Annotated in this window: 28 protein-coding genes; 9 read left to right on the top strand and 19 right to left on the bottom strand. The window is 71.6% G+C overall.

Annotated features, from left to right (window positions below):
* Positions 1-28: 28 nt before the first annotated feature.
* From OHS18_RS43945 to OHS18_RS43910, 8 genes are all read right to left on the bottom strand, one after another.
* Positions 29-3,070, bottom strand: a complete 3,042-nt coding sequence (locus tag OHS18_RS43945; RefSeq protein ID WP_328614786.1) for a helix-turn-helix transcriptional regulator — start codon at positions 3,068-3,070, stop codon at positions 29-31.
* Positions 3,071-3,193: 123 nt separating this feature from the next.
* Positions 3,194-3,403, bottom strand: a complete 210-nt coding sequence (locus OHS18_RS43940; protein WP_328442605.1) for a hypothetical protein — start codon at positions 3,401-3,403, stop codon at positions 3,194-3,196.
* 158 nt (positions 3,404-3,561) lie between these two features.
* Entirely contained in the window at positions 3,562-3,765 is a 204-nt protein-coding gene (locus tag OHS18_RS43935; RefSeq protein WP_328442607.1) for a DUF397 domain-containing protein, read from the bottom strand.
* Positions 3,766-3,779: 14 nt separating this feature from the next.
* Positions 3,780-4,682 (bottom strand): helix-turn-helix domain-containing protein, encoded by a 903-nt coding sequence (locus tag OHS18_RS43930; RefSeq protein WP_328442609.1) that lies wholly within the window; start codon positions 4,680-4,682, stop codon positions 3,780-3,782.
* A gap of 380 nt (positions 4,683-5,062) precedes the next feature.
* On the bottom strand, positions 5,063-5,959 hold the full coding sequence (locus OHS18_RS43925) for an acyl-CoA thioesterase (RefSeq protein WP_328614785.1): 897 nt from the start codon (positions 5,957-5,959) through the stop codon (positions 5,063-5,065).
* A gap of 36 nt (positions 5,960-5,995) precedes the next feature.
* Entirely contained in the window at positions 5,996-7,420 is a 1,425-nt protein-coding gene (gene pyk, locus OHS18_RS43920; protein ID WP_328442613.1) for a pyruvate kinase, read from the bottom strand.
* Positions 7,421-7,502: 82 nt separating this feature from the next.
* Positions 7,503-8,168 (bottom strand): DUF2461 domain-containing protein, encoded by a 666-nt coding sequence (locus OHS18_RS43915; RefSeq protein ID WP_328442615.1) that lies wholly within the window; start codon positions 8,166-8,168, stop codon positions 7,503-7,505.
* 86 nt (positions 8,169-8,254) lie between these two features.
* On the bottom strand, positions 8,255-9,478 hold the full coding sequence (locus tag OHS18_RS43910) for a glycoside hydrolase family 18 protein (protein ID WP_328614784.1): 1,224 nt from the start codon (positions 9,476-9,478) through the stop codon (positions 8,255-8,257).
* 183 nt (positions 9,479-9,661) lie between these two features.
* On the opposite strand from OHS18_RS43910, the gene OHS18_RS43905 reads away from it, so the two are divergent.
* Positions 9,662-9,964, top strand: a complete 303-nt coding sequence (locus tag OHS18_RS43905) for an ArsR/SmtB family transcription factor (RefSeq protein ID WP_328459005.1) — start codon at positions 9,662-9,664, stop codon at positions 9,962-9,964.
* A 153-nt stretch (positions 9,965-10,117) separates the two neighbouring features.
* On the opposite strand, the gene OHS18_RS43900 is transcribed toward OHS18_RS43905, so the two are convergent.
* Positions 10,118-10,453, bottom strand: a complete 336-nt coding sequence (locus tag OHS18_RS43900; protein ID WP_328442619.1) for a winged helix-turn-helix transcriptional regulator — start codon at positions 10,451-10,453, stop codon at positions 10,118-10,120.
* A gap of 67 nt (positions 10,454-10,520) precedes the next feature.
* On the opposite strand from OHS18_RS43900, the gene OHS18_RS43895 reads away from it, so the two are divergent.
* Positions 10,521-11,006, top strand: a complete 486-nt coding sequence (locus OHS18_RS43895) for a group II truncated hemoglobin (protein WP_328614783.1) — start codon at positions 10,521-10,523, stop codon at positions 11,004-11,006.
* 51 nt (positions 11,007-11,057) lie between these two features.
* Entirely contained in the window at positions 11,058-12,494 is a 1,437-nt protein-coding gene (locus OHS18_RS43890) for an aromatic amino acid ammonia-lyase (RefSeq protein ID WP_328614782.1), read from the top strand.
* Positions 12,495-12,590: 96 nt separating this feature from the next.
* On the opposite strand, the gene OHS18_RS43885 is transcribed toward OHS18_RS43890, so the two are convergent.
* Positions 12,591-13,616, bottom strand: coding sequence for a 6-phosphofructokinase (locus OHS18_RS43885; protein WP_328442625.1), 1,026 nt, complete (start codon positions 13,614-13,616; stop codon positions 12,591-12,593).
* 289 nt (positions 13,617-13,905) lie between these two features.
* On the opposite strand from OHS18_RS43885, the gene OHS18_RS43880 reads away from it, so the two are divergent.
* Positions 13,906-14,988, top strand: coding sequence for a 3-deoxy-7-phosphoheptulonate synthase (locus OHS18_RS43880; protein WP_328442627.1), 1,083 nt, complete (start codon positions 13,906-13,908; stop codon positions 14,986-14,988).
* Positions 14,989-15,135: 147 nt separating this feature from the next.
* Here the strand turns inward: OHS18_RS43880 and OHS18_RS43875 are convergent, their stop codons facing one another.
* Both OHS18_RS43875 and OHS18_RS43870 read right to left on the bottom strand, forming a co-directional pair.
* Positions 15,136-15,624 carry a polyadenylate-specific 3'-exoribonuclease AS gene (locus OHS18_RS43875; RefSeq protein WP_328442629.1) on the bottom strand — a complete coding sequence of 163 codons (489 nt, stop codon included), beginning with the start codon at positions 15,622-15,624 and terminating at the stop codon, positions 15,136-15,138.
* A 17-nt stretch (positions 15,625-15,641) separates the two neighbouring features.
* Entirely contained in the window at positions 15,642-16,403 is a 762-nt protein-coding gene (locus OHS18_RS43870; RefSeq protein ID WP_328442631.1) for a lysophospholipid acyltransferase family protein, read from the bottom strand.
* A gap of 212 nt (positions 16,404-16,615) precedes the next feature.
* Between OHS18_RS43870 and OHS18_RS43865 the strand changes: the two genes are divergently transcribed.
* The 3 genes from OHS18_RS43865 to OHS18_RS43855 are packed head-to-tail and all read left to right on the top strand — an operon-like array spanning position 16,616 to position 19,087.
* Entirely contained in the window at positions 16,616-17,383 is a 768-nt protein-coding gene (locus OHS18_RS43865) for an alpha/beta hydrolase (protein ID WP_328442634.1), read from the top strand.
* A complete protein-coding gene (locus tag OHS18_RS43860) occupies positions 17,380-17,937 on the top strand; it encodes a hypothetical protein (protein WP_328442636.1) in 558 nt (185 codons plus the stop codon). The genes OHS18_RS43865 and OHS18_RS43860 overlap by 4 nt, the downstream gene beginning before the upstream one ends.
* 10 nt (positions 17,938-17,947) lie before the next feature.
* Entirely contained in the window at positions 17,948-19,087 is a 1,140-nt protein-coding gene (locus OHS18_RS43855; RefSeq protein WP_328442638.1) for a glutamate--cysteine ligase, read from the top strand.
* Here OHS18_RS43855 and OHS18_RS43850 read toward each other — a convergent pair.
* Positions 19,077-19,931, bottom strand: coding sequence for an NUDIX domain-containing protein (locus tag OHS18_RS43850; RefSeq protein ID WP_328614781.1), 855 nt, complete (start codon positions 19,929-19,931; stop codon positions 19,077-19,079). The genes OHS18_RS43855 and OHS18_RS43850 overlap by 11 nt on opposite strands.
* Before the next feature lie 27 nt (positions 19,932-19,958).
* On the opposite strand from OHS18_RS43850, the gene OHS18_RS43845 reads away from it, so the two are divergent.
* The gene (locus tag OHS18_RS43845) at positions 19,959-20,435 is read left to right on the top strand and encodes an SMI1/KNR4 family protein (RefSeq protein WP_328614780.1); all 477 of its coding nucleotides are present in this window, start codon (positions 19,959-19,961) and stop codon (positions 20,433-20,435) included.
* Between the two features lie 177 nt (positions 20,436-20,612).
* On the opposite strand, the gene OHS18_RS43840 is transcribed toward OHS18_RS43845, so the two are convergent.
* From OHS18_RS43840 to OHS18_RS43815, 6 genes are read right to left on the bottom strand one after another with little or no spacing between them, the layout of a single operon-like run.
* Entirely contained in the window at positions 20,613-21,551 is a 939-nt protein-coding gene (locus OHS18_RS43840) for an ROK family protein (protein ID WP_328459006.1), read from the bottom strand.
* A 15-nt stretch (positions 21,552-21,566) separates the two neighbouring features.
* Positions 21,567-21,983, bottom strand: coding sequence for a hypothetical protein (locus OHS18_RS43835; RefSeq protein WP_328442644.1), 417 nt, complete (start codon positions 21,981-21,983; stop codon positions 21,567-21,569).
* On the bottom strand, positions 21,980-23,113 hold the full coding sequence (locus tag OHS18_RS43830; protein WP_328614779.1) for an ArsA family ATPase: 1,134 nt from the start codon (positions 23,111-23,113) through the stop codon (positions 21,980-21,982). Before OHS18_RS43830 ends, OHS18_RS43835 begins: the two co-directional genes overlap by 4 nt.
* A 4-nt stretch (positions 23,114-23,117) precedes the next feature.
* Positions 23,118-23,552, bottom strand: coding sequence for an SRPBCC family protein (locus OHS18_RS43825; protein WP_328442648.1), 435 nt, complete (start codon positions 23,550-23,552; stop codon positions 23,118-23,120).
* Between the two features lie 26 nt (positions 23,553-23,578).
* Complete coding sequence (locus OHS18_RS43820; protein ID WP_328442650.1) at positions 23,579-24,373, bottom strand: metallophosphoesterase family protein; 795 nt, start codon at positions 24,371-24,373, stop codon at positions 23,579-23,581.
* 11 nt (positions 24,374-24,384) lie between these two features.
* On the bottom strand, positions 24,385-24,798 hold the full coding sequence (locus tag OHS18_RS43815; RefSeq protein ID WP_442874260.1) for a polyketide cyclase / dehydrase and lipid transport: 414 nt from the start codon (positions 24,796-24,798) through the stop codon (positions 24,385-24,387).
* Between the two features lie 132 nt (positions 24,799-24,930).
* On the opposite strand from OHS18_RS43815, the gene OHS18_RS43810 reads away from it, so the two are divergent.
* Complete coding sequence (locus tag OHS18_RS43810; protein WP_328442654.1) at positions 24,931-26,727, top strand: AMP-dependent synthetase/ligase; 1,797 nt, start codon at positions 24,931-24,933, stop codon at positions 26,725-26,727.
* Positions 26,728-26,772 lie beyond the last annotated feature (45 nt).

Below are 26,772 nucleotides of genomic sequence, written 5' to 3'. Positions count from 1 at the left end.
GTGTGTCTGAAGGGTGTCGACCTTCTGATCACGCGCGTTGGCCGGTGGTGGGGGCTGTCAGCAGGCCTCGGTCGTAGGCGATCGCGACCGCTTCCGCGCGGCGGCTCGCGCCGAGCTTCGCCATCACCCGGGACAGGTGGACGCTCACCGTTTTTTCGCTGATGTAGAGTTCTTCACCGACTTGGCGGTTCGTGCGGCCCAGCGCGACGCGCTCGAGGACGTCTCGCTCGCGGTCGGTCAGCGGGTCGACGACCGCGCGGGCCGGGGCCGCCGGTTCGACGCCCGCCAGGTCCACCCGCGCGCGGTGCGCGAGGTCGCGGACGGCGTCGCGCAGCGGGATCGCGCCCAGCCGGGCCGCCACCGCGTGCGCCGACTCCAGGGCGGCCCGCGCCCGGTCGACGTCGTCCGCCAGCAGCCAGGCTTCCGCTTCGTGCCGGCGGCAGATCGCCTGCTCGTAGACCGCGCCGTAACCGAACGCCGCCGCCGCGACCGCCCACTTCTCGGGGTCTCCCCGGCCGCTCAGGCCGGACGCCGCCGCTTCCAGCCGGGCCAGCCAGGCCCGGCCTTCCGGCCCCAGCGTCGTCGAGCGCGGCTGCCCGACGACCGCGCACATCCGGCCGTGCGCCAGCAATCGCTCGCCCGCCGCCACCGCGGCTTCGACGGCCGCCTCGTCGCCGCGGATCCGGGCGTCGGCGGCCAGCGCGGCCGCGGCGGTGACGCCGAGTGCGGCGACCCGGATGCCGGCCAGCAGGCCGGGTTCGATCCGGTCGAGCCAGCCGACGAGCTCTTCGGCCCGCTTCACCGCGTCCTTGTGGTCACCGCGCCAGTAGGCCAGCTCGATGCCGGCGTCCCCGGCGGACAGCGGGATCTGGATGTCCGCCGTCCAGTGCTGCCGCAGCCCGGCGACGAGCTTCGCGGCGTCGTCGAACCGGCCGCGGGCGACCACGAACAGCGACCAGATCGCGAGGATCCGCGCGGCGACCGCGCTGGACACCCCGCGCCCGGCCCGGCCGGCGCTCTCGTCCGGCCAATCGCCCATCAGGTACCGCAAGGTCATCTGGCGCGCCCGCAGCTCCAGGCCGTAGACGCTCCAGCTGAGCCCGGATTCTTCGGCCCGGGCGACCCCGCGTGAGGCGTGTTCCAGCGCTTGCGCGAACTCGGCCTGGTCGTCGTGGCTCAAGGCGAGGAAGTAGGTCGCGCGGATCTCGGTGTTCAGCGCCCCGGAGTCCCGCGCCTTGCGCTCGGCCTGGCGCAGCCGCTCGCGGGCCTCCTCGGCGTCGCCCGCCGAGTCGGCCAGCGTGCCCAAGGTGACCAGCGCCGACGCCTCCGCCCCGGCCGCGTCGACCTCCCGCGCGTCGGTGACCGCGGTGAGCGCGCTGTCCAGCGCCGCGTCCGGCTGGTCGAGCAGCCGGAGGAACCCGGCCCGGCTGGCCAGCACCCACGCGCGGGTCCCGCTCGGTTCGGTGTCCTTGACCAGGTCCCACGCCTTGTCGATCGCCGCGACGGCCTCGTCGAGGGTTCCTTCCAGCGCGAGCAGCGCCTCCGCCAGCCGCCGCCACGTCTTCGCCGCGCGGTCGGTCGAGCCGTCCGGGGTCAGCGCCTGCGTGGCCGAGCGGGCGAACGCGGCGGCCCGCTCGGGCTCGCCGGACGTGCCCGCGAAGTACGACGCCTCGTGCAGCAGCCGGATCTCGTCGAAGCCCTCGGGCCGGTCGGCGGCCGGGACGGCGTCCCAGATGGACAGTGCCTGCTCGACGTGGCGCAGCGCCGAGCCGGGCGCGCCCAGGTTCTCGGCCTCGTCCATCGCGCGCAGCAACGCCGGCAGCGCCGTGACCAGGTCGCTGCTCTGCAGGGAGTGGTAGGCCAGCTTCGCGTCGTGCCCGCGGCCTTGCGGCCGCGACCGGATCCGCGTCGCGTACGCCGCGTGCGTGCGCGACCGCTCCCCCGGCAGCAGGTCGCCGTACACCGCTTCCTGCAGCAACGCGTGCCGGAACCAGTAGGCGCCGTCCGGCATCACCACCAGCACGTGGTGCTGGACGGCTTCGCGCAGCGCCTCGTCCAGCTCCAGCTCGCCCAGGGCGGAGATCTCGGCCAGGGCCGCGTGCATCACCGGCTCGTTCGCCACCGATACGACGCGCACGACCCGGCGGGTGTCCGGCGAGAGCCGCTCCAACCGGGAGAGCAGCACTTCGGCCAGGCCCGCGGGCAGGTCGTCGCACTCGGACTGGGTGGCGAGCAGCTCTTCGGCGAAGAACGGGTTGCCCTCGGAGCGGCTGACGATGTCGGCCACGACGTCGGCGGACAGCGGCTCGTCGGCCAGCGCTTCGACGAAGGCGCGGGCGTCGGCGTTGCCGAACGGCTGCAGGTCGACGCGCTCGACGGTGGCGAGCCGGACCAGCTCCGAGAGGAGGCCGCGCAGCGGGTGCCGCCGGTGCACGTCCTCCTCGCGGTAGCTGCCCACGACCAGGAGCCGTTGCGCGCGCAGCCTGCTGAGCAGGAACGACAGCAGGTTGCGGGTCGAGGCGTCGGCCCAGTGCAGATCCTCCAGCAGGATCACCACCGGCCGGGACTCGGCGATCTCGGTCAGCACCCCCAGTACCGCGTCGAACAACTGCAGCTGACCGAGATCCTGCTCCGGCCGGGGACGCACCATGGTCTCCCGGTCGTTCGAGGTCATCGCGGCGTGCTCGGCCGCCCGGGGCTCTTCGAGGCCGTGCAGCCCCTGGCCCTGCGGCAGCAGCCGGCCGAGCGCGGGCCGGGCCCGCACCGCGGCGGCGATCGCCGGGTCCGTCGCGCTGCCCAGCGGGGCGAGCGCTTCGGCGAAGGGAAGATAAGGGAGACCGCCTTCGCGGACGTCGATGCAGCGGCCGGTGAGCACCAGCGCGCCACACGCGGCGACGTGCTCGCCGAGCGCGGTCAGCAGCCGGGTCTTGCCGACCCCGGCGTCCCCCGAGAGCAGCGCCGCGCCGGCTTCGCCACGTTCAGCCCGGGCGAAGGCGGCGCGGAGCCGCCGCATCTCGTGGGTACGGGCGACGAGCGGGATTCCGGAGCCGAGTCGGGGCACAAGGAGCATTCTTGCTCACCCCACCGACAGATTTTCGGGGGTTCGGGTGGCGAAGCCCCTGACCTGGGGTGAAGCCCCCGATGTCACCGACAGAATCCGCACGCTCATCGCCTTGGACACCATCACCCGCCCTTACCGGGCGGTCTCGCCGACGGCCGCGGTCTCCCGCGACGCTTCCCGGCGCTCCTGCGCCGGGACCTCGACGACGCTGCGCCCGGCCCGCACGTGGCGGACGGCGCGGCGGGCGCGGTCGGCCCAGGCGCTGCGCCCGGCCTTCCGCAGTTCCTCGGCCCGGTAGGCCGCTTCGGCCCGGACCGCGTCCAGCAGCAGATCGCTGTGCATCGTGTTCCCCTGTTCCCTGAGTTCACCGGTTGGTAGGACTCAGGTTCGTCCTGAGGGACTGCCCCAGGCATCGGGTGATCACGTACCCCTGGCACGGAAAAGACCCCTTACTCCCGGCCGAGTCCAGCTCGGCGGGGGTAAGGGGTCTTCCCCAGGCCTCAGTCGCGCGCGGGGCCGCCGGGCCGCACCGCGGCCAGCAGCCCACGCCAGCCCGATGCGGGCAGGCGGAAAGCACCACCCTCGGGGTCTTTCGAGTCGCGCACCGCGGCACCCCCGGCGACGAACGCGACCTCGACGCAGTCGTTGCCGCCGCCGCTGTGACTGCTCTTGCGCCAGCGCGCACCCGAAAATTCGGCTTCCATGGTCCCCAACTCCCTTACTGTGTCCTCGGTTCCAGATGGTGCACCGGAGCCGGTACAGCCGCCTGTTCGGCGAACCGTCCGGCCGCCTCGGCGATCAGCTCCACCGAGTCGTCCGGCTTCAGTGCGGCCGCGCGCAGATGGTCGAACATCAGCCCGTAGCGCCGGACGTCTGTGGGTTCCTCCAGGTAGAGGCCGCTGGAGGTGCTGTCGTCGACGTAGACGACGTCCGGGTCGGCCTGCTCCGGGAACCCCATGATCAGGAAGGGGCCTTCCATCCCGGGGTGCGCGCCGGCGTGGAACGGCACCACCTGGATGATCACGTTCGGCTTCTCGGCGAGGGCGACCATCCGGTAGAGCTGCTCGGCCATCACCTCGGGGGTGTCGACGACCCGGTGCAGCACGGCCTCGTCGATGACGGCCCAGTACTCCGGCGGCGGTGTGTCCGACAGCAGCTCCTGGCGCGCCATCCGGGCCGCGACGCGGCGGCGGATCTCGGCGTCTTCGGCGTCCGGGCGCAGGGCCCGGATCACCGCGCGGGCGTACCGCTCGGTCTGCAGCAGGCCCGGCACGAGCAGCGCCTGGAACGCGCGCAGCGAGCTCGCGTCGGCTTCGAGCCCGACGAACGTGCCGGTGAAGACCTCGTTGTAGGCGTGCCACCAGCCGCGCTTGCGGGCTTCGCGGGCCAGCTGGACGAGCGCCTCCTGCTCGTCGCCGGTGATCCCGTAGAGCGCCAGCATGTCCCGGGCGTCGCGCGGGGTGACCCCGACGTGGCCGGTCTCGATGCGGCTGATCTTCGACGCCGAGCATTCGAGCTTCTCGCCGACCTCGTCGATGGTGAGGTCCGCCGCCTCGCGCAGCCGGCGCAGCTCGCCCGCGAGCCTCCGGCGGCGAACCGTGGGGCTCTGTCCCCTGGCCATTCGGCACCTCCGGATGTCGACGGCGTCGTAGCCGTTCGCTTGCTCCCAGTATCTAACCAGGACGGTGGCGCATTAACACGGCACCGATTCCGGGCCCGGCACACGCGTCGCACCTGCAATTTGCAGAATGCTCTTGTATCCTCGCACTCTGCACTGCGACGGGACGCGGTACGGGCCCGGGTCGTTCGGCCGCCGGGCCCTGCCCGGCCCTTTGAGCAGCGTAGACGATGACTTCGCGGTCCGCCGTGTGGTCATTCGGAGAAGGGGTCCGGGGCCGTCCCCCGATCGGTCCCGGCCCCCTTCACCGAGCCGAATGCCCTATTCCCGCGGCGAATACCCCGACTATTTGTCGCCCGTAAGGGTGATTTTCCCGCCAACGTTCAGAGGACGCGCAGGAGTCCTTCTTGGACGACCGTGGCGATGAGGGTGCCGTCCGCGGCGAAGAACCGGCCGGTGGCCAGGCCACGCGCTCCGGAGGCGGTCGGTGACGCGCTGTCGTAGAGGAACCATTCGTCGGCGCGGAACGGCCGGTGGAACCAGAGCGCGTGGTCGAGGCTCGCGCCGAGCACCTTGTCGGTGTCCCAGTACACGCCGTGGCGCGCGAGGACCGAGTCCAGCAGCGTCATGTCCGAGGCGTAGGTCAGCACGCAGACGTGCAGCAGCTGGTCGTCGCCCAGCTTGCCGTCGGCGCGCATCCACACCTGGTTGCGGGCGGGCGGCTCGCCGGTCTGGCGGGTGACCCACGGCGGGTCGTTGACGTAGCGCAGGTCGATCGGCCGCGGCCGGCTGTGCGCGCCGATCGCGTACCCCTCGGCGCGTTCCATCAGCGTCGGCAGCGACTCCGGCGCGGGCACGCCCTCCGGCATCGCCTCGGCGTGATCGATGCCCGATTCGTCCTTCTGGAAGGACGCCGAGAGCGAGAAGATCGCCTTGCCGTGCTGGATCGCCACGACCCGGCGGGTGGTGAACGAACGGCCGTCCCGGATCCGGTCGACCTCGTAGACGATCGGCACGCTCGGGTCGCCGCCGCGGATGAAGTACGCGTGCAGCGAGTGCACCCGGCGCTCGTCGGGCACCGTGCGCCCGGCCGCGACCAGCGCCTGACCGGCCACCTGCCCGCCGAAGACACGGACCGGCGAGTGGGCGGGCGAGACGCCGCGGAAGAAGTTCTCCTCGAGCTTCTCGAGGTCGAGCAACGCCACCAAGCGGTCCAGCACCGGCTGGCCGCCACCCGGGATCTCCAGCTCGGTGGCGGCCGCTCTGGCCATTTCAGTCATGGCCAGACCCTATGTGGTCGGAGGGCAAGCCGTCCCTTACGCGTGGTCGTCTTCACCAAGGCGGTGGACGTGGATCAGGTTGGTCGACCCGACGGTCCCCGGCGGCGAGCCGGCCACGATGACGACGAGGTCGCCCTTCTGGTACTTGCCCATCTCCAGCATCGCGTGGTCGACCTGCTGGATCATCTGGTCGGTGGACTCCACCCGCGGCACGATCTGGGTGGTGGTGCCCCAGGTCATCGAGAGCTGGCTGCGGACGCAGTCCTCGGGCGTGAACGCCAGCAGCGGCAGCCGCGTGTGCAGCCGGGCCAGGCGGCGCACGGTGTCGCCGGACTGTGTGAAGGCGACCAGGGCCTTCGCGTTGAGGCGCTCGCCGATGTCGCGGGCGGCGTAGGAGATCACGCCGCGCTTGGTGCGCGGGACGTGGGTCAGCGGCGGGACGACCGGCGAGTCGGTCTCGACCGCCTCGATGATCCGGCCCATCGTCTGGACGACCTCGATCGCGTACCGGCCGACCGAGGTCTCGCCGGACAGCATCAGCGCGTCGGCGCCGTCGAGGACGGCGTTCGCGACGTCGGAGGCCTCGGCGCGGGTCGGCCGGGAGTTGTTGATCATCGACTCGAGCATCTGCGTCGCGACGATGACCGGCTTCGCGTTCTCGCGGCAGATCTGGATGGCGCGCTTCTGGACCAGCGGGACCTGCTCCAGCGGCAGCTCGACGCCGAGGTCGCCGCGGGCGACCATCACCGCGTCGAAGGCCAGCACGATGGCCTCGAGGTTGTAGACGGCCTCGGGCTTCTCGATCTTCGCCACGACCGGCAGCCGGCCCTTGCCGACGCGGTCCATCACCTGGTGGACCAGGTCGATGTCGGCCGGCGAGCGGACGAAGGACAGCGCGATGAAGTCGACGCCCAGTTCGAGCGCGAACTCGAGGTCCTCGATGTCCTTCTCGGACATGGCCGGGACGGAGACGTCCATGCCGGGCAGCGAGACGCCCTTGTTGTTGCTGACCGGGCCGCCTTCGGTGACCTCGCAGACCACGTCCTGGCCGTCGACCTCCTTGACCACCAGGCCGACCTTGCCGTCGTCGACCAGCAGGCGGTCGCCGGGCTTGGCGTCCTTGGCCAGGCCCTTGTAGGTCGTGGAGACCCGGTCGTGGGTGCCGGCGACGTCCTCGACGGTGATCCGGACGATGTCGCCGTTGTGCCACTCGACCGGCCCGCCGGCGAACGTGCCCAGGCGGATCTTCGGGCCCTGCAGGTCGGCGAGGATGCCGACCGCCCGGCCGCTCGCGGCGGCGGCGTCCCGGATCAGGTCGTAGACCTGCTTGTGGTCGCCGTGGCTGCCGTGGGAGAAGTTCATCCTCGCCACGTCCATGCCCGCGTCCACGAGTGCCCGCATCTTCTCCGGGGTGGCGGTGGCGGGGCCCAGGGTACAAACGATCTTCGCGCGTCGGCTCACGTTCGCATAGCGTAGTCCCTGTCCGCGCGTTCGTCTGTACCGATCCCGAAAAGTTCAGAGAAACGGTTCAGAAACTCCCGGGTCACCGGCGGGGCTGCTCGCTCGGGCCGACCCGGTCACGGGCCCATTCGTTGAACTCGCGCAGCTGCCGCCACGCCTTCCGCACCCGGTCGAGGGCGGCGCGCTCGTGCAGGACGTCGTCCGGCTCCCAGGTGCGCACGGCGTACACCGAGCGGTAGCGCAGCAGGTCGAGGCGCGGGTGCTCGGCGTCGAAGCCGCGCGGCTTCGACTTCAGCCGGTCGCCCTTGACCTCCCAGCCGGCGCGCTCGAGCTTCGTGATGATCTTCTGGAGCGCTTCGCCGTGCAGGTCGGTGTCGACGGCCTGGCGGAACCGGGCGATCTGGTCGGACGCGAGGTAGAAGCACCCGCCGCCGACGCGCAGGCCCTCCGGCCCGACCTCGACGTAGTAGGCACCCCCGCCGCGCCCCTGCTCGATCACGCCGCCGCAGTGGGTCTTGTAGGGCGTCTTGTCCTTGGCGAACCGGACGTCCCGGTAGGGGCGGAACACCTTGGGATCGCCGAAGCCGTCGCCGAACTCGGTCTTGAGCTCGTCGAGCAGGGCCTCCATCGGCGCCCGGACGTCGGACTTGTACGTCTCGACGTGGTCGTCCCAGTAAGGCTTGGAGTTGTCTTCCACGAGACCGTCGTAGAAGTCGACGGCGTACTCGCCGAATCCGCTGAACTTCACGGTGAGGAGGGTAATCGGGGGTACCGACAGGAACTGAAACCCGGTGCGGCCGGCGCTCCGCGCGAGACCGGCCGCACCGGGAGCCCTTACTCGGCGACGGCCGTGATCAGCTCACCGTCGGTGGTGTCGCCCGAGAGGTCCCAGACCATCGCGCCGCCGAGGCCCTGCTGCTGGGCGTAGCCGATCTTGCCGCCGATGGTCGACGGGGTGTCGTAGCTCCACCAGTCGCTGCCGCACTTGGCGTACGCCGTGCCGGCGATGGTGCCGGTCGACGGGCAGGACGTCTTGAGCACCTTGTAGTCCTCGATGCCCGGCTCGTACTTGGCCGGCGCCGGCCCGGTCGCGGCGCCGCCCGGGGTGTCCTGCGTGACACCGGTCCAGCCGCGGCCGTAGAAACCGATGCCCAGCAACAGCTTGCTCGACGCGACGCCCTTGCTCTTGAGCTTCTGGATCGCGGCGTCGGAGTAGAAGCCCGGCGTCGGGATGCCGTCGTAGGACGTCAGCGGCGAGTGCGGGGCGGTCGGGCCCTGCGCGGCGAACGCGCCGAAGTAGTCGTAGGTCATCACGTTGTACCAGTCGACGTACTGGGCGGCGCCCGCGTAGTCGGCCAGGTCGATCTTGCCGCCGTCGGTGCCGTCGGCGGTGATCGCCGAGGTGACCAGCTGCGAGCCGAACTTGGCGCGCAGCGCGGCCATCAGGTTCCGGTACGCGTCGGCGCCGCTGGAGTCACAGCTCAGGCCGCAGGCGTTGGGGTACTCCCAGTCGATGTCGATGCCGTCGAAGACGCCGGCCCAGCGCGGGTCGTTGACCAGGTTGTAGCAGGAGTCGGCGAACGCGGCGGGGTTCTGCGCGGCCTGGCCGAAGCCGCCCGACCAGGTCCAGCCGCCGAACGACCAGATCACCTTGAGGCCGGGGTGCTTGGCCTTGAGCTCCTTGAGCTGGTTGAAGCTGCCCGCGAGGGGCTGGTCCCAGGTGTCCGCGACGCCGTCGACACTGCCCGCTGCGTCGTAGGTCTTCTGGTAGTCGGCGTAGGCGTCGCCGATCGCGCAGCCGCCGTTGGTGATGTTGCCGAAGGCGTAGTTGATGTGCGTCAGCTTGCCCGCCGAGCCCGACGTCTCGATGTTCTTGACGTGGTAGTTGCGGTCGTACACCCCCCAGTCGGTGAAGTAGCCGACGACCTTGCCGACGGAAGCCTCGGCCCGAGCGGGGGCGGCGGTGGCGGCCGGGGCCGCGGCGGCGCCCGCCACCAGGCCCGCGGCGGCCGCCACGGTCAGCAGGGCCGAGAAGCTCTTCCTGCGGAAACGGGACATGCCTTCTCCCTTCGGAGAATTACCGACAATCATGGGGACCACGTGGTGGAGACCACACCAACCGTAAATGGACTAGACCATCAGGTCAATGGTTCAGACCAGACGGGTCAGGCCGAGCAGCCCATCGGGACCGCCGCACATGCCTTGACAGGAATATGCCGGGCGGCGCACATTTCCAGGGTGATGCAGACTTTCGACGTCCTCGCCGAACCCCGCCGGCGCACCATCCTCGACCTGCTCCGCGACGGCGAACGCTCCGTCGGCGAGCTCGTCGAGGAGCTGGAGCTCAGCCAGCCCGCGGTGTCCAAGCACCTGCGGGTCCTGCGCGAAGCGGGGCTCGTGACGGTCCGGGTCGCGGCCCAGCGCCGGTGCTACGCGCTGCGCCCGGAGCCACTGGCCGAAGTGGACGCTTGGCTCGCCCCCTACCGCCGCTTCTGGGCCGGCCGCCTCGACGCGCTGGAACGCCGTCTCGACGAGACCCCCTAGCCCGCGCGGACGACACGCGTACCCAGGCGGACGACACGCGTACCTGGATGGACGACACAGCCGCGCTCAGGCCGGGTGCGGCGTGTCGTCCATCCGCGTACGCGTGTCGTCCGCGCGGGTACGCGTGTCGTCCGGTCCGGCGCTTGGCCGGTCCTAACCAGCCGGTTCGAACGTGATGCCAGAGGCCGCCGCGCGGCGCTCGCCCCACTCGTACAGGGCCGTGAGCGCCGGGCGCAGCTCCTCCCCCACCGCCGTCAGGTGGTACTCGACGTGCGGGACGCGGCCGTCGCGCTCCTCGCGGCGGACGATGCCGTCCGCCGTCAGCTCGCGCAGCTGCTGGGTCAGCATCTTCTCGCTCACCCCCGGCATCCGGCGGCGCAGCTCGCCGTAGCGGTGGGCGCCCTCCTTGAGGTGCGCGAGGATCACCGGCTTCCACTTGCCGCCGATCAGGTCGACCGCCAGCTCCGTCGCGCAGTGGTAGCGCTTCATCCCGTTCCCCCTACGCACCGGAAAGTACGTGCTTGCCCGTCCGGGCCGCCGCTGGTTGCCTTGCCGGGTGATCGTGCCAGAGAACCCGCCCGCCACCCCGACCCTCTACGAGTGGGCGGGCGGCCACGAAGCCCTCGTGAAGCTCCTCACGATCTTCTACGGCCACGTCCTCGAAGACCCGCTGCTCGAGCCGGTGTTCCGGCAGATGGACCCGCACCACGCCGAGCACGTCGCGGTCTGGCTCGGTGAGGTCTTCGGCGGACCGGCGGCCTATTCGGAGAGCCACGGCGGGCACGCCCACATGATCGGCCGCCACCTCGGGCGCGGCATCACCGAGCGGCAGCGCCGGCGCTGGGTCACGCTGCTGCTCGACGCCGCCGACGAGGCCGGCCTGCCGGGCGACCCGGAGTTCCGCGCCGCGTTCGCCGGCTACCTCGAGTGGGGCAGCCGGCTGGCCGTCCTCTTCTCCGCGCCCGGCGCCGAGCCGAACCTGCACGAACCCGTCCCGCAGTGGGACTGGCCGAAGCCACCCTGGCCGCCCGCACCGTCCTAGCCCCTTGGTCGTCCTGGCCCCATAGTGAGGGCAGGCGAAAGGAGGCTGCCCTTGATCCGGGTGGACGGTCGGACCCTGCGGTGCGCCGACGTCGTGACGGCGGCGCGCACCGAGGGACCACTGGGTATCGACGTCTCGATCGCCGCGCTGCGCGGCGCCGAGCACGCCTGGAAGCTCGCCGAGGAGCTCAGCACGCGGCGGGTGGTCTACGGCCGGACCACCGGCGTCGGGGCCAACAAGGACGACACGGTCGCGAGCTCGAAAGAACACGGGCTGCGCCTGCTGCGCAGCCACGCGGGCGGCAGCGGCGACCCGATGCCGCCCGGCCAGGTCCGCGGGATGATGCTGATCCGGCTCAACCAGCTCCTGGCCGGCCGCTCCGGGATCAGCCCCGAGCTGATCGGCGCGCTGGCCGAGGCCGTCCGCACCGGCGCGCTGCCGCTGGTGCACCGGCTCGGCGCGATCGGCACCGGCGACCTGGCCCCGCTGGCCGAGACGGCGCTCGCGCTCACCGGCGAACGCGACTGGCTCGCCGGGCACGTCCCGGCGGTGCCGGTGCACGCCGGCGACGCGCTGGCGTTCATGAGCAGCAACGCCGCGACGCTGGCGGAGGCGACGCTGGCCGCGATGCGGCTGGACACCCTGACCCGCGCCAGCCACGCCATCGCCGCACTGACCTACGTCGCCCTCGACGGCAACCCCGAGGCGTACGCGACGCCGGTGCACGAAGCGCGGCCGCACGCCGGCCAGGTGGCCTGCGCGGCGGAGATGCGGCGGCTGCTCGGCATGCACCAGACGCCGAAGCCGGGCCGCCGGATCCAGGACCCGTTCGGGTTGCGGGCGTTCCCGCAGGTCCAGGGCCCGGCCCTGGACGCGATCCACTACCTGCGCGACGTGCTGGCCGTCGAGATCAACGCGAGCACCGAGAACCCGATGATCTCCACGGTCCACGGCGACGCCTACCACCACGCGCACTTCCACACGGCGTACGTCTCGACGGCGCTGGACCAGGCCCGCGCGACCGTGCACCAGGTGGCGGAGCTGTCGGTGGCGCGCCTCGGCGACCTGGTCGAGCCGGAGTTCACCGGGCTGCGGCCGTTCCTCGCGGCCGGGCCGGCGGGCAGCTCGGGCGTGATGATCCTGGAGTACGTGGCGCACGACGCGCTCACGGAGCTGCGTCAGGCGGCGCTGCCGGCGACGCTCGGCACGGCCGTGGTGTCCCGCGGCATCGAGGACCACGCGAGCTTCTCGACCCAGGCGGCCCGCGCGGCGACGGCGGCTTGCACGTCGTACCAACAGGTTCTGGCCTGCGAGCTGGTCGCGGCGGTCCGCGCGCTGCGGATGCGGGACGCCGACCTGGTGGACCTCCCGGTGCGCGACGCGTTCGACGTCGCGTCCGAGGTCCTGGACGACAGCACCGACGACCGCCCGCTGACCGACGACATCGCCCGGGCGATCACCGTCCTGGACACCTTGGCCCGCATCTAGGGCCCCGCATCTAGGGCCCGCATCCGAAACGCCGTGAGGGGCACCCTCAGGGACGTGATGTCCCTGAGGGTGCCCCTCACGGCTTGAGATCCGGGCTCAGCCGAAGAAGACTTCGGCCTCTTCGTAGCGCTCGGTCGGGACCGTCTTCAGCTCGGCGGTCGCCTCCGACAGCTTCACGCGGACGATGTCGGTGCCCTTCAGGGCGACCATGACACCGAAGTCGCCGTCGGCCACCGCGTCGACGGCGTGCAGGCCGAAGCGGGTCGCGAGCACGCGGTCGTACGCCGTCGGCGTGCCGCCGCGCTGGACGTGGCCCAGCACGACCGCGCGGGACTCCTTGCCGGTGCGGCGGGCGATCTCGTCGGCCAGCCAGGTGCCGATGCCGCCGAGGCGGACGTGCCCGAAGGCGTCCTTCTCGCCGGTGAGCAGCTTCTCCTCGCCGCCCTCGGGCAGCGCGCCCTCGGCCACGACGATGATCGGCGCGAACTCCTTCTCGAAGCGGCGCTCGACCCAGGAGACGACCTGGTCGACGTTGAAAGCCCGCTCCGGCACCAGGATCACGCTCGCGCCGCCGGCCAGGCCGGAGTGCAGCGCGATCCAGCCGGCGTGCCGGCCCATGACCTCGACGACCAGCGCGCGGTGGTGCGACTCGGCGGTGGTGTGCAGCCGGTCGATCGCCTCGGTCGCGATGGAGACCGCGGTGTCGAAGCCGAAGGTGTAGTCGGTCGAGCCCAGGTCGTTGTCGATCGTCTTGGGCACGCCCACGACGCCGACGCCGTCGTCGGTCAGGCGCTTCGCGACGCCGAGGGTGTCCTCGCCGCCGATCGCGATCAGCGCGTCGACACCCTGCTCGGCGAGGACCTTCTTGATCTGCTCGACGCCGCCCTCGACCTTGTACGGGTTGGTCCGCGACGAGCGCAGGATCGTGCCGCCGCGGGTGAGGATGTCCTCGACGTCGTTCAGGCCGAGCGGGCGGCTGTCGCCCGTCAGCGGGCCGTTCCAGCCGTTGCGGAAGCCGACGAAGTCCCAGCCGTGCACCTCGATGCCCTTGCGGACCACCGCGCGGATGACCGCGTTGAGACCCGGGCAGTCGCCGCCGCCGGTCAGCACACCGACACGCATGAGAATCCTCCGTTTGTGTTCGCTGGAGATGACAGTCACATTTCGCCAGGGCCAAGCGTAGCTGGCTTCGTCTGGATCGGTGCAGCCCGTACCACCTGCCGAATCGGTCCGCGCCGTCGTTGTGCTAACTTGTCGTCGTGCAGCGCTATTACTGGTTTACGAAGCCGGCCCCGGGTGGGCACGGCGGCGTGAACCTGCGCTGACCTCCACCCCCGAGCCGGATTCTCCTACCGGCTCGGCGAGGGTCCCCCGCGCGGGTCGGTGTCCATCAGGAAGGAACACCCCCGCTATGACCCTCTCCGCAGGCCCGGCCGCCATCGGTGACCTCGACGCCGCGCGCACCACGTCGATCAGTCCGCTCATTTCGCCCGCGATGCTGCGCGAGGATCATCCGGTCGACGCCGCCGTCGCCAAGGTGGTGCAGCACGGACGCGCCGAAACCGTCGACATCCTCGAAGGCCGGGACGACCGGCTGCTCGTCGTCGTCGGCCCGTGCTCGGTGCACGACCCCGAAGCCGCCCTCGACTACGGCCGCCGCCTCGCCGAGAAGGCCGAAGAGCTGCGCGGCGAGCTGCACGTCGTGATGCGCGTGTACTTCGAGAAGCCGCGGACCACGCTGGGCTGGAAGGGCCTGATCAACGACCCGGACCTCGACGGCACCTTCGCCGTCAACAAGGGCCTCCGGATGGCGCGCCGGCTGCTGCTCGACGTCTCCGAGCTGGGCCTGCCGGTCGGCTGCGAGTTCCTCGACCCGATCACGCCGCAGTTCATCGCCGACATCGTCACGTGGGGCTCGATCGGCGCCCGGACCGCGGCCAGCCAGGTGCACCGGCAGCTGTGCAGCGCGCTGTCGATGCCGGTCGGCATCAAGAACTCCACCGAGGGCGACGTCCAGGTCGCGGTCGACGCGACCCGCGCGGCGGCGGCGAGCCACGTGTTCCCCGGCATCAACACCGACGGCCTGGCGGCGCTGCTGACGACGTCGGGCAACCCGGACTGCCACGTGATCCTGCGCGGACACGCGGGCGGCCCGAACTACGACGCCGGCACGGTCACCGACACCCTGGCGCGGCTGGCGAAGTCGGGCCTGCCGGAGCGCGTGATCATCGACGCGAGCCACGGCAACAGCGGCAAGGACCACGTCCGGCAGGCTTCGGTCGTGCGTGAGCTGGCGGAGCGGATCGGCGGCGGTGAGCGCGGGATCGTGGGCTTGATGATGGAGAGCTTCCTCGCGGGCGGCCGCCAGGACCTCGACCTGGGCCAGCCGGAGAAGCTGACCTACGGCCAGTCGATCACGGACGCCTGCATGTCCTGGGACGACACCGCTCCCCTGCTGGACGAGCTGGCCGAGGCGGTCCGGGCGCGCCGCTGAGAGGTCCCCGCCTAGGGGTCCCCCGGATTTCACGTTACCGGGAGGCACCGACAGTTCCGGGCCGTGCGGTGGAGGCGAACAGCGCCAGCGGACCGTTCGCGCCGAGGTGGGCGCGAACGGTCCGTTGGCACGACTTTCGAGCAATTCTCAGCGGCGGGGGAAGTAGGACTCGATGACGTCCCAGCGGGCCAGGTTGTGCTTGGCGTCCGCGAGGGCGTCGTGCTGGTCGGTGGGGGCCGCCGGGAGCTTCGGCTTGCCGGCGTCCTCCCAGCGCTGACGCAGGTCGCGGGTGAACCGCGGCAGCTGCCGCGGCAGCGCCGGCATCGGGCCCCAGAGCTGCGCCAGCGCGACGTGGTCGTACGCCGCGAACCAGGCCCACAGCTCGATCCCGCCCGGCGGCTTGCCGAAGAACTCCAGCAGGTCGGCGCGGATCTTCTCGCGGCTGCGCCAGGCCGGGTCGGCGGGTGAAGGCAGCTTCGGCAGGACGTTGTCGCGAACCCACGGTCCGGCCCGGCCCGGGTCGAAGTCCGTGGAGACCGCGTAGAACTCGCGGCCACGCTCGTCAACGACACCGATGGACACCAGATCGATGGTCACGCCGTCTTCGATGAATTCGGTGTCGTAGAAAAAACGCACTGGTGAACAGTAGTGGGTCAGCCGACCTTGCTGTCGGGCACCCGGGCGGCGTCCCGCGCGGTGGGCTGCGCCGGCACCTTCGGCTTCGCTCCGGCGGCCTCCGCGGCGAGCAGTTCCTTCGCCTTCGCCGCGTAGATGTCGACGTACTCCTGGCCGGAGAGCTCCATCAGCGCGTACATGATCTCGTCGGTGATCGACCGCTCGATGAAGCGGTCGCCCGCGAGCCCCTCGTACCGCGAGAAGTCGAGCGGCTTGCCGAAGCGGACCTCGAGGCGGCGCGGCCACCACATCTTGGAGCCGATGGGGTTGACCTTGTCGGTGCCGATCATCGCCACCGGGACGACGACGCCGCCGGAGTCCAGGGCGATCCGGGCGACGCCGGTCTTGCCCTTGTACAGGCGGCCGTCCGGGGAGCGGGTGCCCTCGGGGTAGATGCCGAGCAGGTGGCCGTCCTTGACCAGGCGGGTCGCGGTGTCGAGCGCGGCCTGGGCCGCGTTGCCGCCCGAGCGGTCGATCGGGAACTGGCCGACGCCGGTGAAGAACCACTTCTTGAGCAGGCCCTTGAAGCCGGGTTCGGTGAAGTACTCGGACTTGGCCGGGAAGGTCACCTTGCGCTTGACCCGCAGCGGCATGAAGAACGAGTCGGCGACCGCGAGGTGGTTGCCCGCGAGGATCGCGCCGCCGGTCTCGGGGATGTTCTCCGCCCCGACGACCTTGGTCGGCCACAGCGTCTTGAGCAGCGGACCGATGAACACCCACTTCATGAGCCAGTACAGCACCGGTGCCTCAGTCCTCCATCGCAGCTCGGCCCCTGTTCACCCGCGTCGACCAGACTACGAAGCCGGGTGGCCTCCGCACAACGGAAGCCACCCGGATACTCGCCGGGCAGCGATCGATCTCACAGAGAATTACGGGTCCGGGCGGACCCCCACAACGCCCTCGACCCGTGAGAGCATGGATGGCCTACACCGCTCACACGGAAGGCGATCGCATGGGCGTGCTCGCCGGCGCGGAACCGTTCGGCCACACCGGTTCGGCCGAGACCGGGTTCCTGCTCTGCCACGGCTTCACCGGTACCCCGGCCAGCATGCGGGCCTGGGGTGACCACCTCGCCGAGGCCGGGTTCACCGTGCGCTGCCCGCTGCTGCCGGGCCACGGCACCCGCTGGCCCGACCTCAACCGCACGACGTGGCAGGACTGGTACGGCGCGGTCCGCGAAGCGCTCCTCGAGCTGCTCTCGACCTGCAAGACCGTCTTCGTCGGCGGGCTCTCGATGGGTGGGACGCTCACGCTGCGCCTGGCCGAGGAGTTCGGCGACCGGATCGCCGGGATCGTCCTGGTCAACCCGTCGGTGACGCGGCTGAAGTGGGACACGAAGCTGCTGCCGGTGCTGGGCCGGATCGTGCCTTCGGTGCCGGCGATCGCGAACGACATCAAGAAGCCGGGCGAGACCGAGCTGGCCTACCCGCGCACGCCGGTGCGGGCCGCGGCGAGCCTGGCGAAGCTGTGGGCGCTCGTGCGCGCCGACCTGCCGAAGGTGACGCAGCCGGTGCTGCTGCTGCACTCGGCGGTCGACCACGTCGTCGAGCCGGAGAACTCGCGGCTGGTGCTGGCGGGGATCTCGAGCGCCGACGTCACCGAAGTCGTGCTGGAGAACAGCTATCACGTGGCGACCCAGGACAACGACGCGGACGTGATCTTCACCCGCAGCGTCGAGTTCGCGAAGGCGCACGCCGGGCAAGCGGAGGAGACCGCATGAGCCGAGGGAAGGACGGGCCGGAGGACGTCGACGCGACGTTCGCCGAGATCGTCGCCGACCTGCGGGCCGACGGGTTCGGGCTCCCCGAGTTGGACACCGCCGACACCGCGGACAACGCCGACAGCGCCAGTGGTGCCGCCGGGGCCGCCGGGCGCGGGGTGGCCGAGGAGAGCGAGACCCGGAAGGCCCCGGACCGGCCGGCCGAGCCGAAGCCGCCCGCCGCCGCCGACCCGCCGGACACCGGCTGGCGTTCGGGCGGCGGCACCTCGTGGGACAGCACGATGTTCTCCGACGACCCGGCGGAGGACGACGAGCACTTCGTCCCGCCGGAGCCGCCGCCGTTGCCGCGGCCGAAGATGGGCGCGTTCCTCATCCTGCTGCTGTTCCTGGCCGGGCTGTTCCTGCTGATCCTGCCCGGCGTGATCGGCGTGGGCCCGACGGTGGCGACCCCGCTGGGCATCCTCGCGCTCGCGACGTCGATCGCGCTGCTGCTGCTGCGCGTCCGGCAGGGTCCGCCGCCGGGCGCCGACCCGAGCAACGGCGCGCAGGTCTGATCCGGAACCGATGAACATCGAATTCACGCCTTCACGGCGCTCCACCGTCGGCGTGGAGTGGGAGCTGGGCCTGGTCGACCGGCGCAGCGGCGACCTGTCGTCGACCGCCGAGCGGATCCTCGACGCCGTCCGCCCGGACGGCGCGGCCGAGCACCCGAAGATCAAGCAGGAGCTGCTGCTCAACACCATCGAGATCATCACCGGCGTCTGCGAGACGATCGGCGAGATCAAGGCGGACCTGAACGAGTCGCTCGAGGTCGTGCACGGCGTCGCCGACCCGCTCGGCGTCGAGATGTTCTCGGCCGGCACGCACCCGTTCTCCAACTGGTACCAGCAGAAAGTCACCGACAAGGAGCGCTACGCCAAGCTGATCGACCGCACCCAGTGGTGGGGCCGGCAGATGCTGATCTACGGCGTCCACATCCACGTCGGGCTCGACCACCGTGAGAAGGTCCTGCCGGTGCTCGACGCGCTGCTCAACTACGCGCCGCACCTGCAGGCGCTGTCGGCGTCGTCGCCGTACTGGGGGGCCGAGGACACCGGGTACGCGTCGAACCGCGCGCTGATCTTCCAGCAGCTGCCGACCGCCGGGCTGCCGTTCCAGTTCCGGAAGTGGGCCGAGCTCGAGAACTACGTCGAGGACATGTTCACCACCGGCGTGATCGACAGCTTCTCGGAGATCCGCTGGGACATCCGGCCGTCCCCCCAGCTGGGCACGATCGAGATGCGGGTTTGCGACGGCCTGCCGACGCTGGAGGAGGTCGGCGCGATCGCGGCGCTGACCCAGTGCCTGGTCGACGACTTCGGCGAGCGCCTCGACGACGGCGAGATCCTGCCGTCGCTGCCGCCGTGGCACGTTCAGGAGAACAAGTGGCGCGCGGCGCGCTACGGCACCGACGCGATCGTCATCCTGGACGCGGCGGGGCGCGAGCGGCTGGTCACCGACGACGTCTGCGACCTGCTGAACCGGCTCGAACCGGTGGCGCGGCGGCTGGGCTGCGAGGCCGAGCTGCGCGACGTCGAGACGATCCTGAAGTACGGGCCGAGCTACCGGCGCCAGCGCGCGGTCGCGACGCAGCACAACGGCAGCCTGAAGGCCGTCGTCGCGTCGCTGGTCGCCGAAATGCGCGACGGGATCCTCAAGGACTGAGCCGGTCCAGCTGGGTCCGGAGCGTGCCGGGGCCCATCGTGGCCGCGCCGAGCGCCTCTACGCGGCGGCGCAGTTCACGGTCGGCGGTCGCGACGAGCACCTTCGCCTCGCGGTGCTGCCCGGTGACTTCGACGATCTTCGAGTCGCCGTCGGTGTCGGCCGGCAGGACCTCCACGCCTTTGACGGGCTGCACGCCGCTCGCCTTGCCCTCGACGACCAGGATCACCCGCGGCCACCAGGTCAGCGCCGGGTCGTCCGGGTCCGGCAAGCCCGCTTCGGCCAGCCGGGCCAGCTGGTCACGCAGGCGTTCGGCGGCGCCGTGGCGATCGTGCCACCAGCCGTCCGGCCGCGAGCCGACGACGTTGGCCGCGTCGACGACCAGCACCAGCTCCTGCCCGACCCGCGGCCGCAGCGCGGGCCAGGCCGCGGCGAACCCGCTGTGCAGCCGGTAGCCCGGGACGTCGTCGGGGTCCACCCAGCGCACCTCCGCACTCTCGGTGTTCGCGACCTTGGCGTCGATGTTGTCGGCCAGCGCGAGGACGGTCGTGTAACTCCAGTCGCCATGGTCCACCACGGACGCGGAAAGCGCCCGGAACGCGTCGGGGGGAATCGCGGCCTCTTCGAAAGCTTCCCGCGCGGCGGCGTCGACGGCGGTCTCCCCCGCCTCGATCGCCCCGCCCGGCAGGGCCCAGGTGCTGCCGTTGTGCACCCACCAGGCCCGCCGCTGCAGCAGCACCCCGCGCGCCGGATCGAACAGCAGCAGGCCGGCGGCGCCGTAGCGGCCCCAGTGCAGCCGCCCGCAGGAACAGCGGACGAACACACTCGCGGACGGCTGCTGGCTCACCCCATCCACCTTGGCACACTCTCCGGTATGACCCCGTTCGAGCAGCTCAAGCCCACGTTCTGGGAGCGCGGCCCCGGCGAACCGCTGAGCGCCCGCGAGTTCGCCCACGCCGGCCGCGAGCTGGGGGTCCGGCTGCCCCTCGAACTGGGCGAGCTGCTGGGCCTGCGCAACGGCGGCACGGTCGCCGCGCACTGCGACGCCTTCCCGACGAGCGCGCCGACGTCGTACAGCGAGACGCACATCCCGTTCGACCGGCTCCTCGGCGTCGGCGGGCGGCTGTCGCTGCTGGACTCGCCGTACCTGAGCACCGAATGGGACCTGCCGAAGCGGCTGGTGGTGCTGTCCGGCGACGGCCACACCTGGGTGGCGCTGGACTACCGCCGCTCCGCCGAGCCGTCGGTGACGTGGTTCGACGCGGAGCTGGAGTCGGAGCTGCCGCTGGCGCCGTCGTTCCGCGCGTTCGCGGAAGGGCTGGTGCCGTCGGCGAGCTTCCCGGAGGAGTGACCCCGGCGGCCGCCACAGTCGGGTGACGCAGTCACCAACTTTGCGCTTCAAAGCCGCACTTTCGCTAGGAAAGTGCGGTCTTCGCACCCTTGAGGCGTCACTTTCCTAGGGAAAGATGCGTCTCTGCGCGGAGCGGGGTGGCTGTTTCGGGTGACACTCGGGAGTGGACTCGGGCGGTCAGACCGGGGTTTTGGCCATCTCCACGGCCAGCGCCGCCGCGCCGACGATCGCCGTGTCGTCGCCCAGGTGGGCCGTGCGGATCCGGGCCAGCGGCCGGTGCCGGGCGCCGGTGATCGCGCCCGCGTAGTGCTCGCGGGCCTCGTCCAGGAACAGCGGGGCCGACTCCGAGACGCCGCCGCCGATCACGATGATCTCCGGGTCGAACACGTCCGCCACCAGGGCCAAGCCCTCGCCCAGCCACTTGGCCAGCTCCGCCATCGCCAGCTGGGCGATCGGGTCGCCGTCGCGGGCCGCGCCCGCCACCCGGCGGCCCGTCACCGAGCCCGGGTCGCCCGCGACCTGCGGGGCCAGCACCGTCGAACGGCCCGGGTGCCGCGCGAGCAGCTCCACCGCCGTCGCCGCCAGCGCCGTCCCGCTGCAGTAACGCTCCCAGCAGCCGTACTTGCCGCACGGACACGGCCGGCCGCCGCGGACCACCGTCAGGTGACCCAGCTCCGGGGCGACGCCGTACGCGCCGCGGTAGAGCTTGCCGTCCAGCAGCAGACCGGCGCCGATGCCGGTGCCGAGCGCGACCAGCGCGGCGATCTGCGCGCCGCGGGCCGCGCCGAACCGGTGCTCACCGACGATCGCCGAGTTGACGTCGTGCTCCAGCAGCACCGGCAGGCCGACGCGCTTCTCGATCCGGTCGGCGACCGGCGCGCCGCGCCACGCCAGGTGCGGCGCGAACATCACCGACCGACGGTCGCGCGCGACGAAGCCCGCGACGGCCAGGCCGACCGCCGCCACCTCGTGCCGGTTGCGCAGGTCCTCGATCACGCCCGCGATGGCGTCCTCGAGGGCGCCTTCCTCGGTCGGCGTCGAGACCCGGGCCGTGTCGAGCAGCGAGCCGCGCTCGTCCACCACACCGGCCCGGATGCTCGTCCCGCCGACGTCCACCCCTATCGTCCGCACTCAGTTCTCCCGATCCGCCCGCCACTCGTCCCGTCTGCGGACGGTGATGTGCTGCACCCGCGGTGAAGCCATGCCGTCCGTCGCCGGCCGCGGCGCCGGCCGGAACCCGGGCATGTGCACACCCTCGTCCGGCTCCCAGCGATCCGCGAGCACCGCTCGGAGCAACGCCACGAGCTGCGCCAGCTGTTCCAGCAACCGCGCCACGAACTCGGGACGTTCCCCGCGCACCACCGCGACGATCGCACACAGCGGACACCAGCCGCACGCCGAGCCCCCGGGTTTCGCCTGGTCAGGGTCGCCGTGCCCGGCCGCGACCACGCCTTCGAGCCACGGCGCCGCCTTCTCGGCGACCATCTCCACGAGCAGCCGGAGCTCCTCGGCCAGGCGCAACCCGTCGGTGGCCTCTTCTTCGCTCACCGGCGTCCCCGGTCCCCGGCCAAGCTCACGAGCAGGCCGTCGGCGTCGGATTCCGCGCCGGTGATCCGGCACGGCCGCAGCGACTCCGGCAGGGCGATGAGCCTGCGGAAGCCGTCCACGGTGATCGCCAGGTCGTCGTCGACGCGGGCGAGATCGACCTCGGCGTCCCGCCCCAGCGGGATCGCGACGCGCAGCGTGTAGCCCTCGGCCGACGGCCGGATCCGCAGCAGCGGCGTGACCGGTGTCCCGTTGCCGGCCAGCGGGTCACCGTCGCGGTAGAGCTCGTCGGCGATCTCCAGCAACGCGGGCAGCCCGACCGGCTCGACGGCCCGGTGCTCCACCCGGGACACCGCCTCGAACCCGGCGCCGGAGAGTTCGGCCAGCACGGCGTCCTGCTGCGTCCGGCGGGTGCGCATCCACGCCGCCGCGCCCCCGCGCCAGAACCCCGGCGCGGGCATCAGCCGGTTGACGATCAGGCCGTCGACGGCGATGCCGCGCAGGGCGAGCGAGCTGAGCGTGCGCCGGGCCTCGGCCACGACGACCCGCTCGGGTGTCAGGACGAGCCGGACCGTCGTCACCGACGGCTCGGTGAGCAGCGCGCGCAGGCCGTCCAGGTGGGTGCCGAGGCGGCGCACCGACTCGGTGACCCGGCCGCGGCGCCCGAACACCCGGGTCAGGTAGCCGGAGACGGCTTCGGGCAGCGCCAGCAGCCGCAGGGTCTCGGCCGTCGGGCCGCAGTCGACGACGATCGTGTCCCACGGCCCGTGTTCGGCCAGCCGCCGGACCTCGCTCAGCGCGAGCAGTTCGTCGACGCCCGGGAGCACGGTCAGCTCTTCGGCGTCGAGGGTGTCGAGCCCCACGCCGGACAGGGTCGCCCGCAGCTCGGCGCGCAGCCGGTCCCAGGTGGTGTCGACGAGCGTGCGGGAGTCGATCTGGACGGCCGACAGCAGAGCGTCCACTTCGGACGGTTCGGCGCCGAGCGGGTGGCCGAAGGCGTCGCCGAGCGAGTGCGCCGGGTCCGTGGACGCGACGAGGGTTTTCCCGCCGTGCCCGGCCAGCGCGGCGCCAGTGGCCGCGGCCAGCGTGGTCTTCCCGACACCCCCCTTGCCGGTGAACAGCAGGATCCGCACGTGGTTACCCCTCGGCCCGCTTCTTGAGTTCCTTGAGCGCGGTGTCCATGACCATCTTCTCGGCCTTGCGCCGGAGCAGCCCGATCATCGGCAGTGCCAGTTCCACCGAAAGCGTGTACGTCACGCGGGTGCGGCCGCCGAGGTCCTCGAGGGCGTACCGGCCGTTCTGCGCCTTCTGCATCTGGCCCTTGACCAGGTGCCAGCTGACGCCGAGGCCGTCACCGTCCCACTCGTAGGAGAGGGTGTAGACGTCCTTGATCGGGCCCGCGTCGAGGGTCAGCTTGACCTGCTTGGCCCGGCCTCCGTCGTCGGTGTCCAGGACCTCGGTCTGCCGGACGGCCTTGGCCCATTCCGGGTAGGCGGGGAAGTCGGCGATCACGGCCATCACCCGGCTGGGCTCGGCGTCGACCTCGATGGACTGTGTGGACTGCTCGGCCATGGACGAAGCGTAGCCGCCGCTGCCGGTCACCAGCGCAGCACGTAGGGCTGCCCGGTCTCCTTGAAGTGACCCACGTTACGGCACTCGGTCAGGCCGACCCGGGCGCGGGCGGCCAGGGGCTGGTGCACGTGACCGAACACCGACCAGCGGGGCCGCTGTTCCCGAATGAGGTCGAGCAGCGCCGCCGACCCGAGCTCGCTGCGGCGCGCCACGACGTCGTAGGTCAGCTCGGGCAGCGCCGGCGGGGCGTGCGTGCAGAGGACGTCGACCTCGGTGAGCGCCGCCACACTCGCGTCGTAGTCCGCGCGATCGCGCAGGTAGGGGCGCCAGGCGGCGCCCTTGCGGCGGCGCGGGACGACACCGTCGGGCAGCAGCGCGCCGCCGACGAAGCCGAACCGCAGGCCGCCGATCTCGGCGACCTCGCCGTCCAGCACCCGGATGCCCTCGCCCGCGAACTCCGGCCACAGCGCCGGGGTGTCGACGTTGCCGGGTGTGGCGTACGTCGGCGCGGTCATCGCCGCGAACAGCGTCGCGTACTGCTCGCGGATGGCCTCGTCGACGGCCGCGGCCGGGTCTTCGAGACTCGCCCAGAGCGTCCGCGAGTAGGCAACGGTTTCGTCACGGGTGCCCTCGCGGCGCAGCCGGGCGAACTCACCGACCTTCTCGGCGCCGAACAGGGCGCCCATGATGCCCTTCTCGTGCTCGCGGTAGTCCACGAAGTCGAGCAGGTCACCGAGCACGACGAGGGCGTCGGCCCCGTCCCCGGCCCGCTTCAGCGCGTCCGCGTTGCCGTGCACGTCCGAGACGACGTGTACCCGCACCCCAGCTCCCCTTAGTCGTCGGCGCGAGGAGGAACGCCGGGCTCACGCCCGTCCTCCAGGATCTCCTTGAGCCCGAGTGCGATCGCCTTCGCCGCGCGGGCCCGCCGGTCGAACTCCCGGCGCAGGTCGCGCGGCGCCAGCGCCCGGGGCGTCCCGGCCGCGTCGGCGGGGGTCGCCCGCAGGAAGTAGTGCAGCAGAGTGCCGTCGAGCACCGGCTCGAGCCAGACCTCCATGGTACCGACGAGCGCACCCCGCACGGTCCAGCGCAGGCCCTTGTCCCCCCGGTCGGTGTAGACCTCGAGCACCAGGTCCGGCCAGTAGCGCGTCCAGGACCTCGGATCGGCGAAGACCGCGGCCACGGTGGCGGGCGGGACGACGAGGAACGTCTCGTCGACGACGTCGAGAGCGGGTGGTGCCTGGTTCACGGAGCGAAGAATGTCACGCCCTCGCCGTGCGACGGCGATCAGCATGGTCTTAAGGTGCTCCTCACGCTAAGTTGACTGGCGGGTAACAGCGGTGTCATCTGCTGCCGCACGCGTTGAACACGGAGGTCCCACGTGCGCGAATACAGCGCTCCCGCCGGCAAGCCGGTGGCCGACGACGAGAACATGTCCGATGTCGTCTGGGCTAACGCGGAGCGGTTCTCCGACGTGGTCAGCTTCCGGCGACAGGTGGACGGCAGCTGGCTGGACGTCACGGCCAAGGAGTTCGCCGGCGAGGTGCTGGCCGTCGCCAAGGGCATGGCCCAGGCCGGGATCGGCCGCGGCGACCGCGTCGCGATCATGTCGAAGACGCGGTACGAGTGGACGCTGATCGACTTCGCGATCTGGGCGGCCGGCGCCGTCACGGTCCCGATCTACGACACGTCTTCGCCCGAACAGGTGTACTGGATCCTCTCGGACTCGGCCGCCAAGGGCGTGTTCGTCGAGACGAACGCGCACGCCGGCGCGGTCGACGAGATCCGCGACCGGCTGACGGTCCTGGACCACACCTGGCAGATCGAGGGCGACTCCCCCGCCGTCGAGGAGCTGTCCGCGCTCGGCGCGACGCTGTCCGACGACGAGCTGCACGAGCGCCGCCGCGAGGTCGTCGCCGACGAGCTCGCCACGATCGTCTACACCTCGGGCACCACCGGCCGCCCCAAGGGCGTCGAGCTGACCCACCGGAACCTCCTAGCGGAGATCCGCGCCGACATCGAGGCGTTCCCGCAGCTGATGGAGCAGGGCAACTCGCTGCTGTGCTTCCTGCCGCTGGCGCACGTCCTGGCCCGCGCGATCGCCGTGACGGCGCTCACCGCCCGGGTCACCCTCGGGCACACGCCCGACGTCAAGAACCTGGTTCCCGACCTGGGCACCTTCCGGCCGACGTTCGTGGTCGCCGTGCCGCGAGTGTTCGAGAAGGTCTACAACTCCGCGAAGCAGAAAGCCCACGGCGACGGCAAGGGCAAGATCTTCGACGCCGCCGAGGCCGTCGCGGTCGCCTACAGCGAGGCCCAGGACAAGGGCGGCGCCGGGCTGGGCCTGAAGGCCAAGCACCTGGTGTTCGACAAGCTCGTCTACGGCAAGCTGCGCGCAGCCCTCGGCGGCCGCTGCGTGGCGGCGGTGTCGGGCGGCGCCCCGCTCGGCGCGCGGCTGGCGCACTTCTTCCGCGGCATCGGCGTCCCGGTGTTCGAGGGGTACGGCCTGACCGAGACGTCGGCGGCGGCGAACGTCAACACGCAGTCGGCGTTCCGCGTCGGCACGGTCGGCAAGCCGGTCAACGGCACGTCGGTCCGCATCGCCGACGACGGCGAGGTGCTGCTCAAGGGCGACGTCGTGTTCCGGGCGTACTTCAACAACCCGCAGGCGACGGCCGAAGCGCTCACCGACGGCTGGTTCCACACCGGCGACCTCGGCGAGCTGGACGTCGACGGCTTCCTCAAGATCACCGGCCGCAAGAAGGAGATCATCGTGACGGCGGGCGGCAAGAACGTCGCCCCGTCCGGCCTCGAGGACACCATCAAGGCGGCCCCGCTGGTGAGCCAGGCGATGGTGGTCGGCGACCAGCGCCCGTTCATCGCGGCGCTGGTGACGGTGGACGAGGAGTACTTCCCGTCCTGGAAGTCCCAGCACGGCAAGCCCGCCGGCGCGTCGGTCGCGGACCTCGCGTCGGACGCCGACCTGCTGGCGGAAATCCAGGCGGCGGTCGACGAGGCCAACAAGACGGTCTCGAAAGCCGAGGCGATCAAGAAGTTCACGGTGCTGGCCAACGACTTCACCGAACAGGGCGGCGAGATCACGCCGAGCCTGAAGCTGAAGCGCAACGTGGTCACCAAGAACTACGCGACCGACATCGAGTCCCTGTACAAGAAGTAGCCGAATGCCGTGAAGGCCTCCTTACCGGCTCTTATGGCCGGTAAG

The organism is Amycolatopsis sp. NBC_00355 (assembly GCF_036104975.1).
GTDB lineage: Bacteria > Actinomycetota > Actinomycetes > Mycobacteriales > Pseudonocardiaceae > Amycolatopsis.
This window is presented reverse-complemented; position numbering and strand designations above follow the sequence as displayed.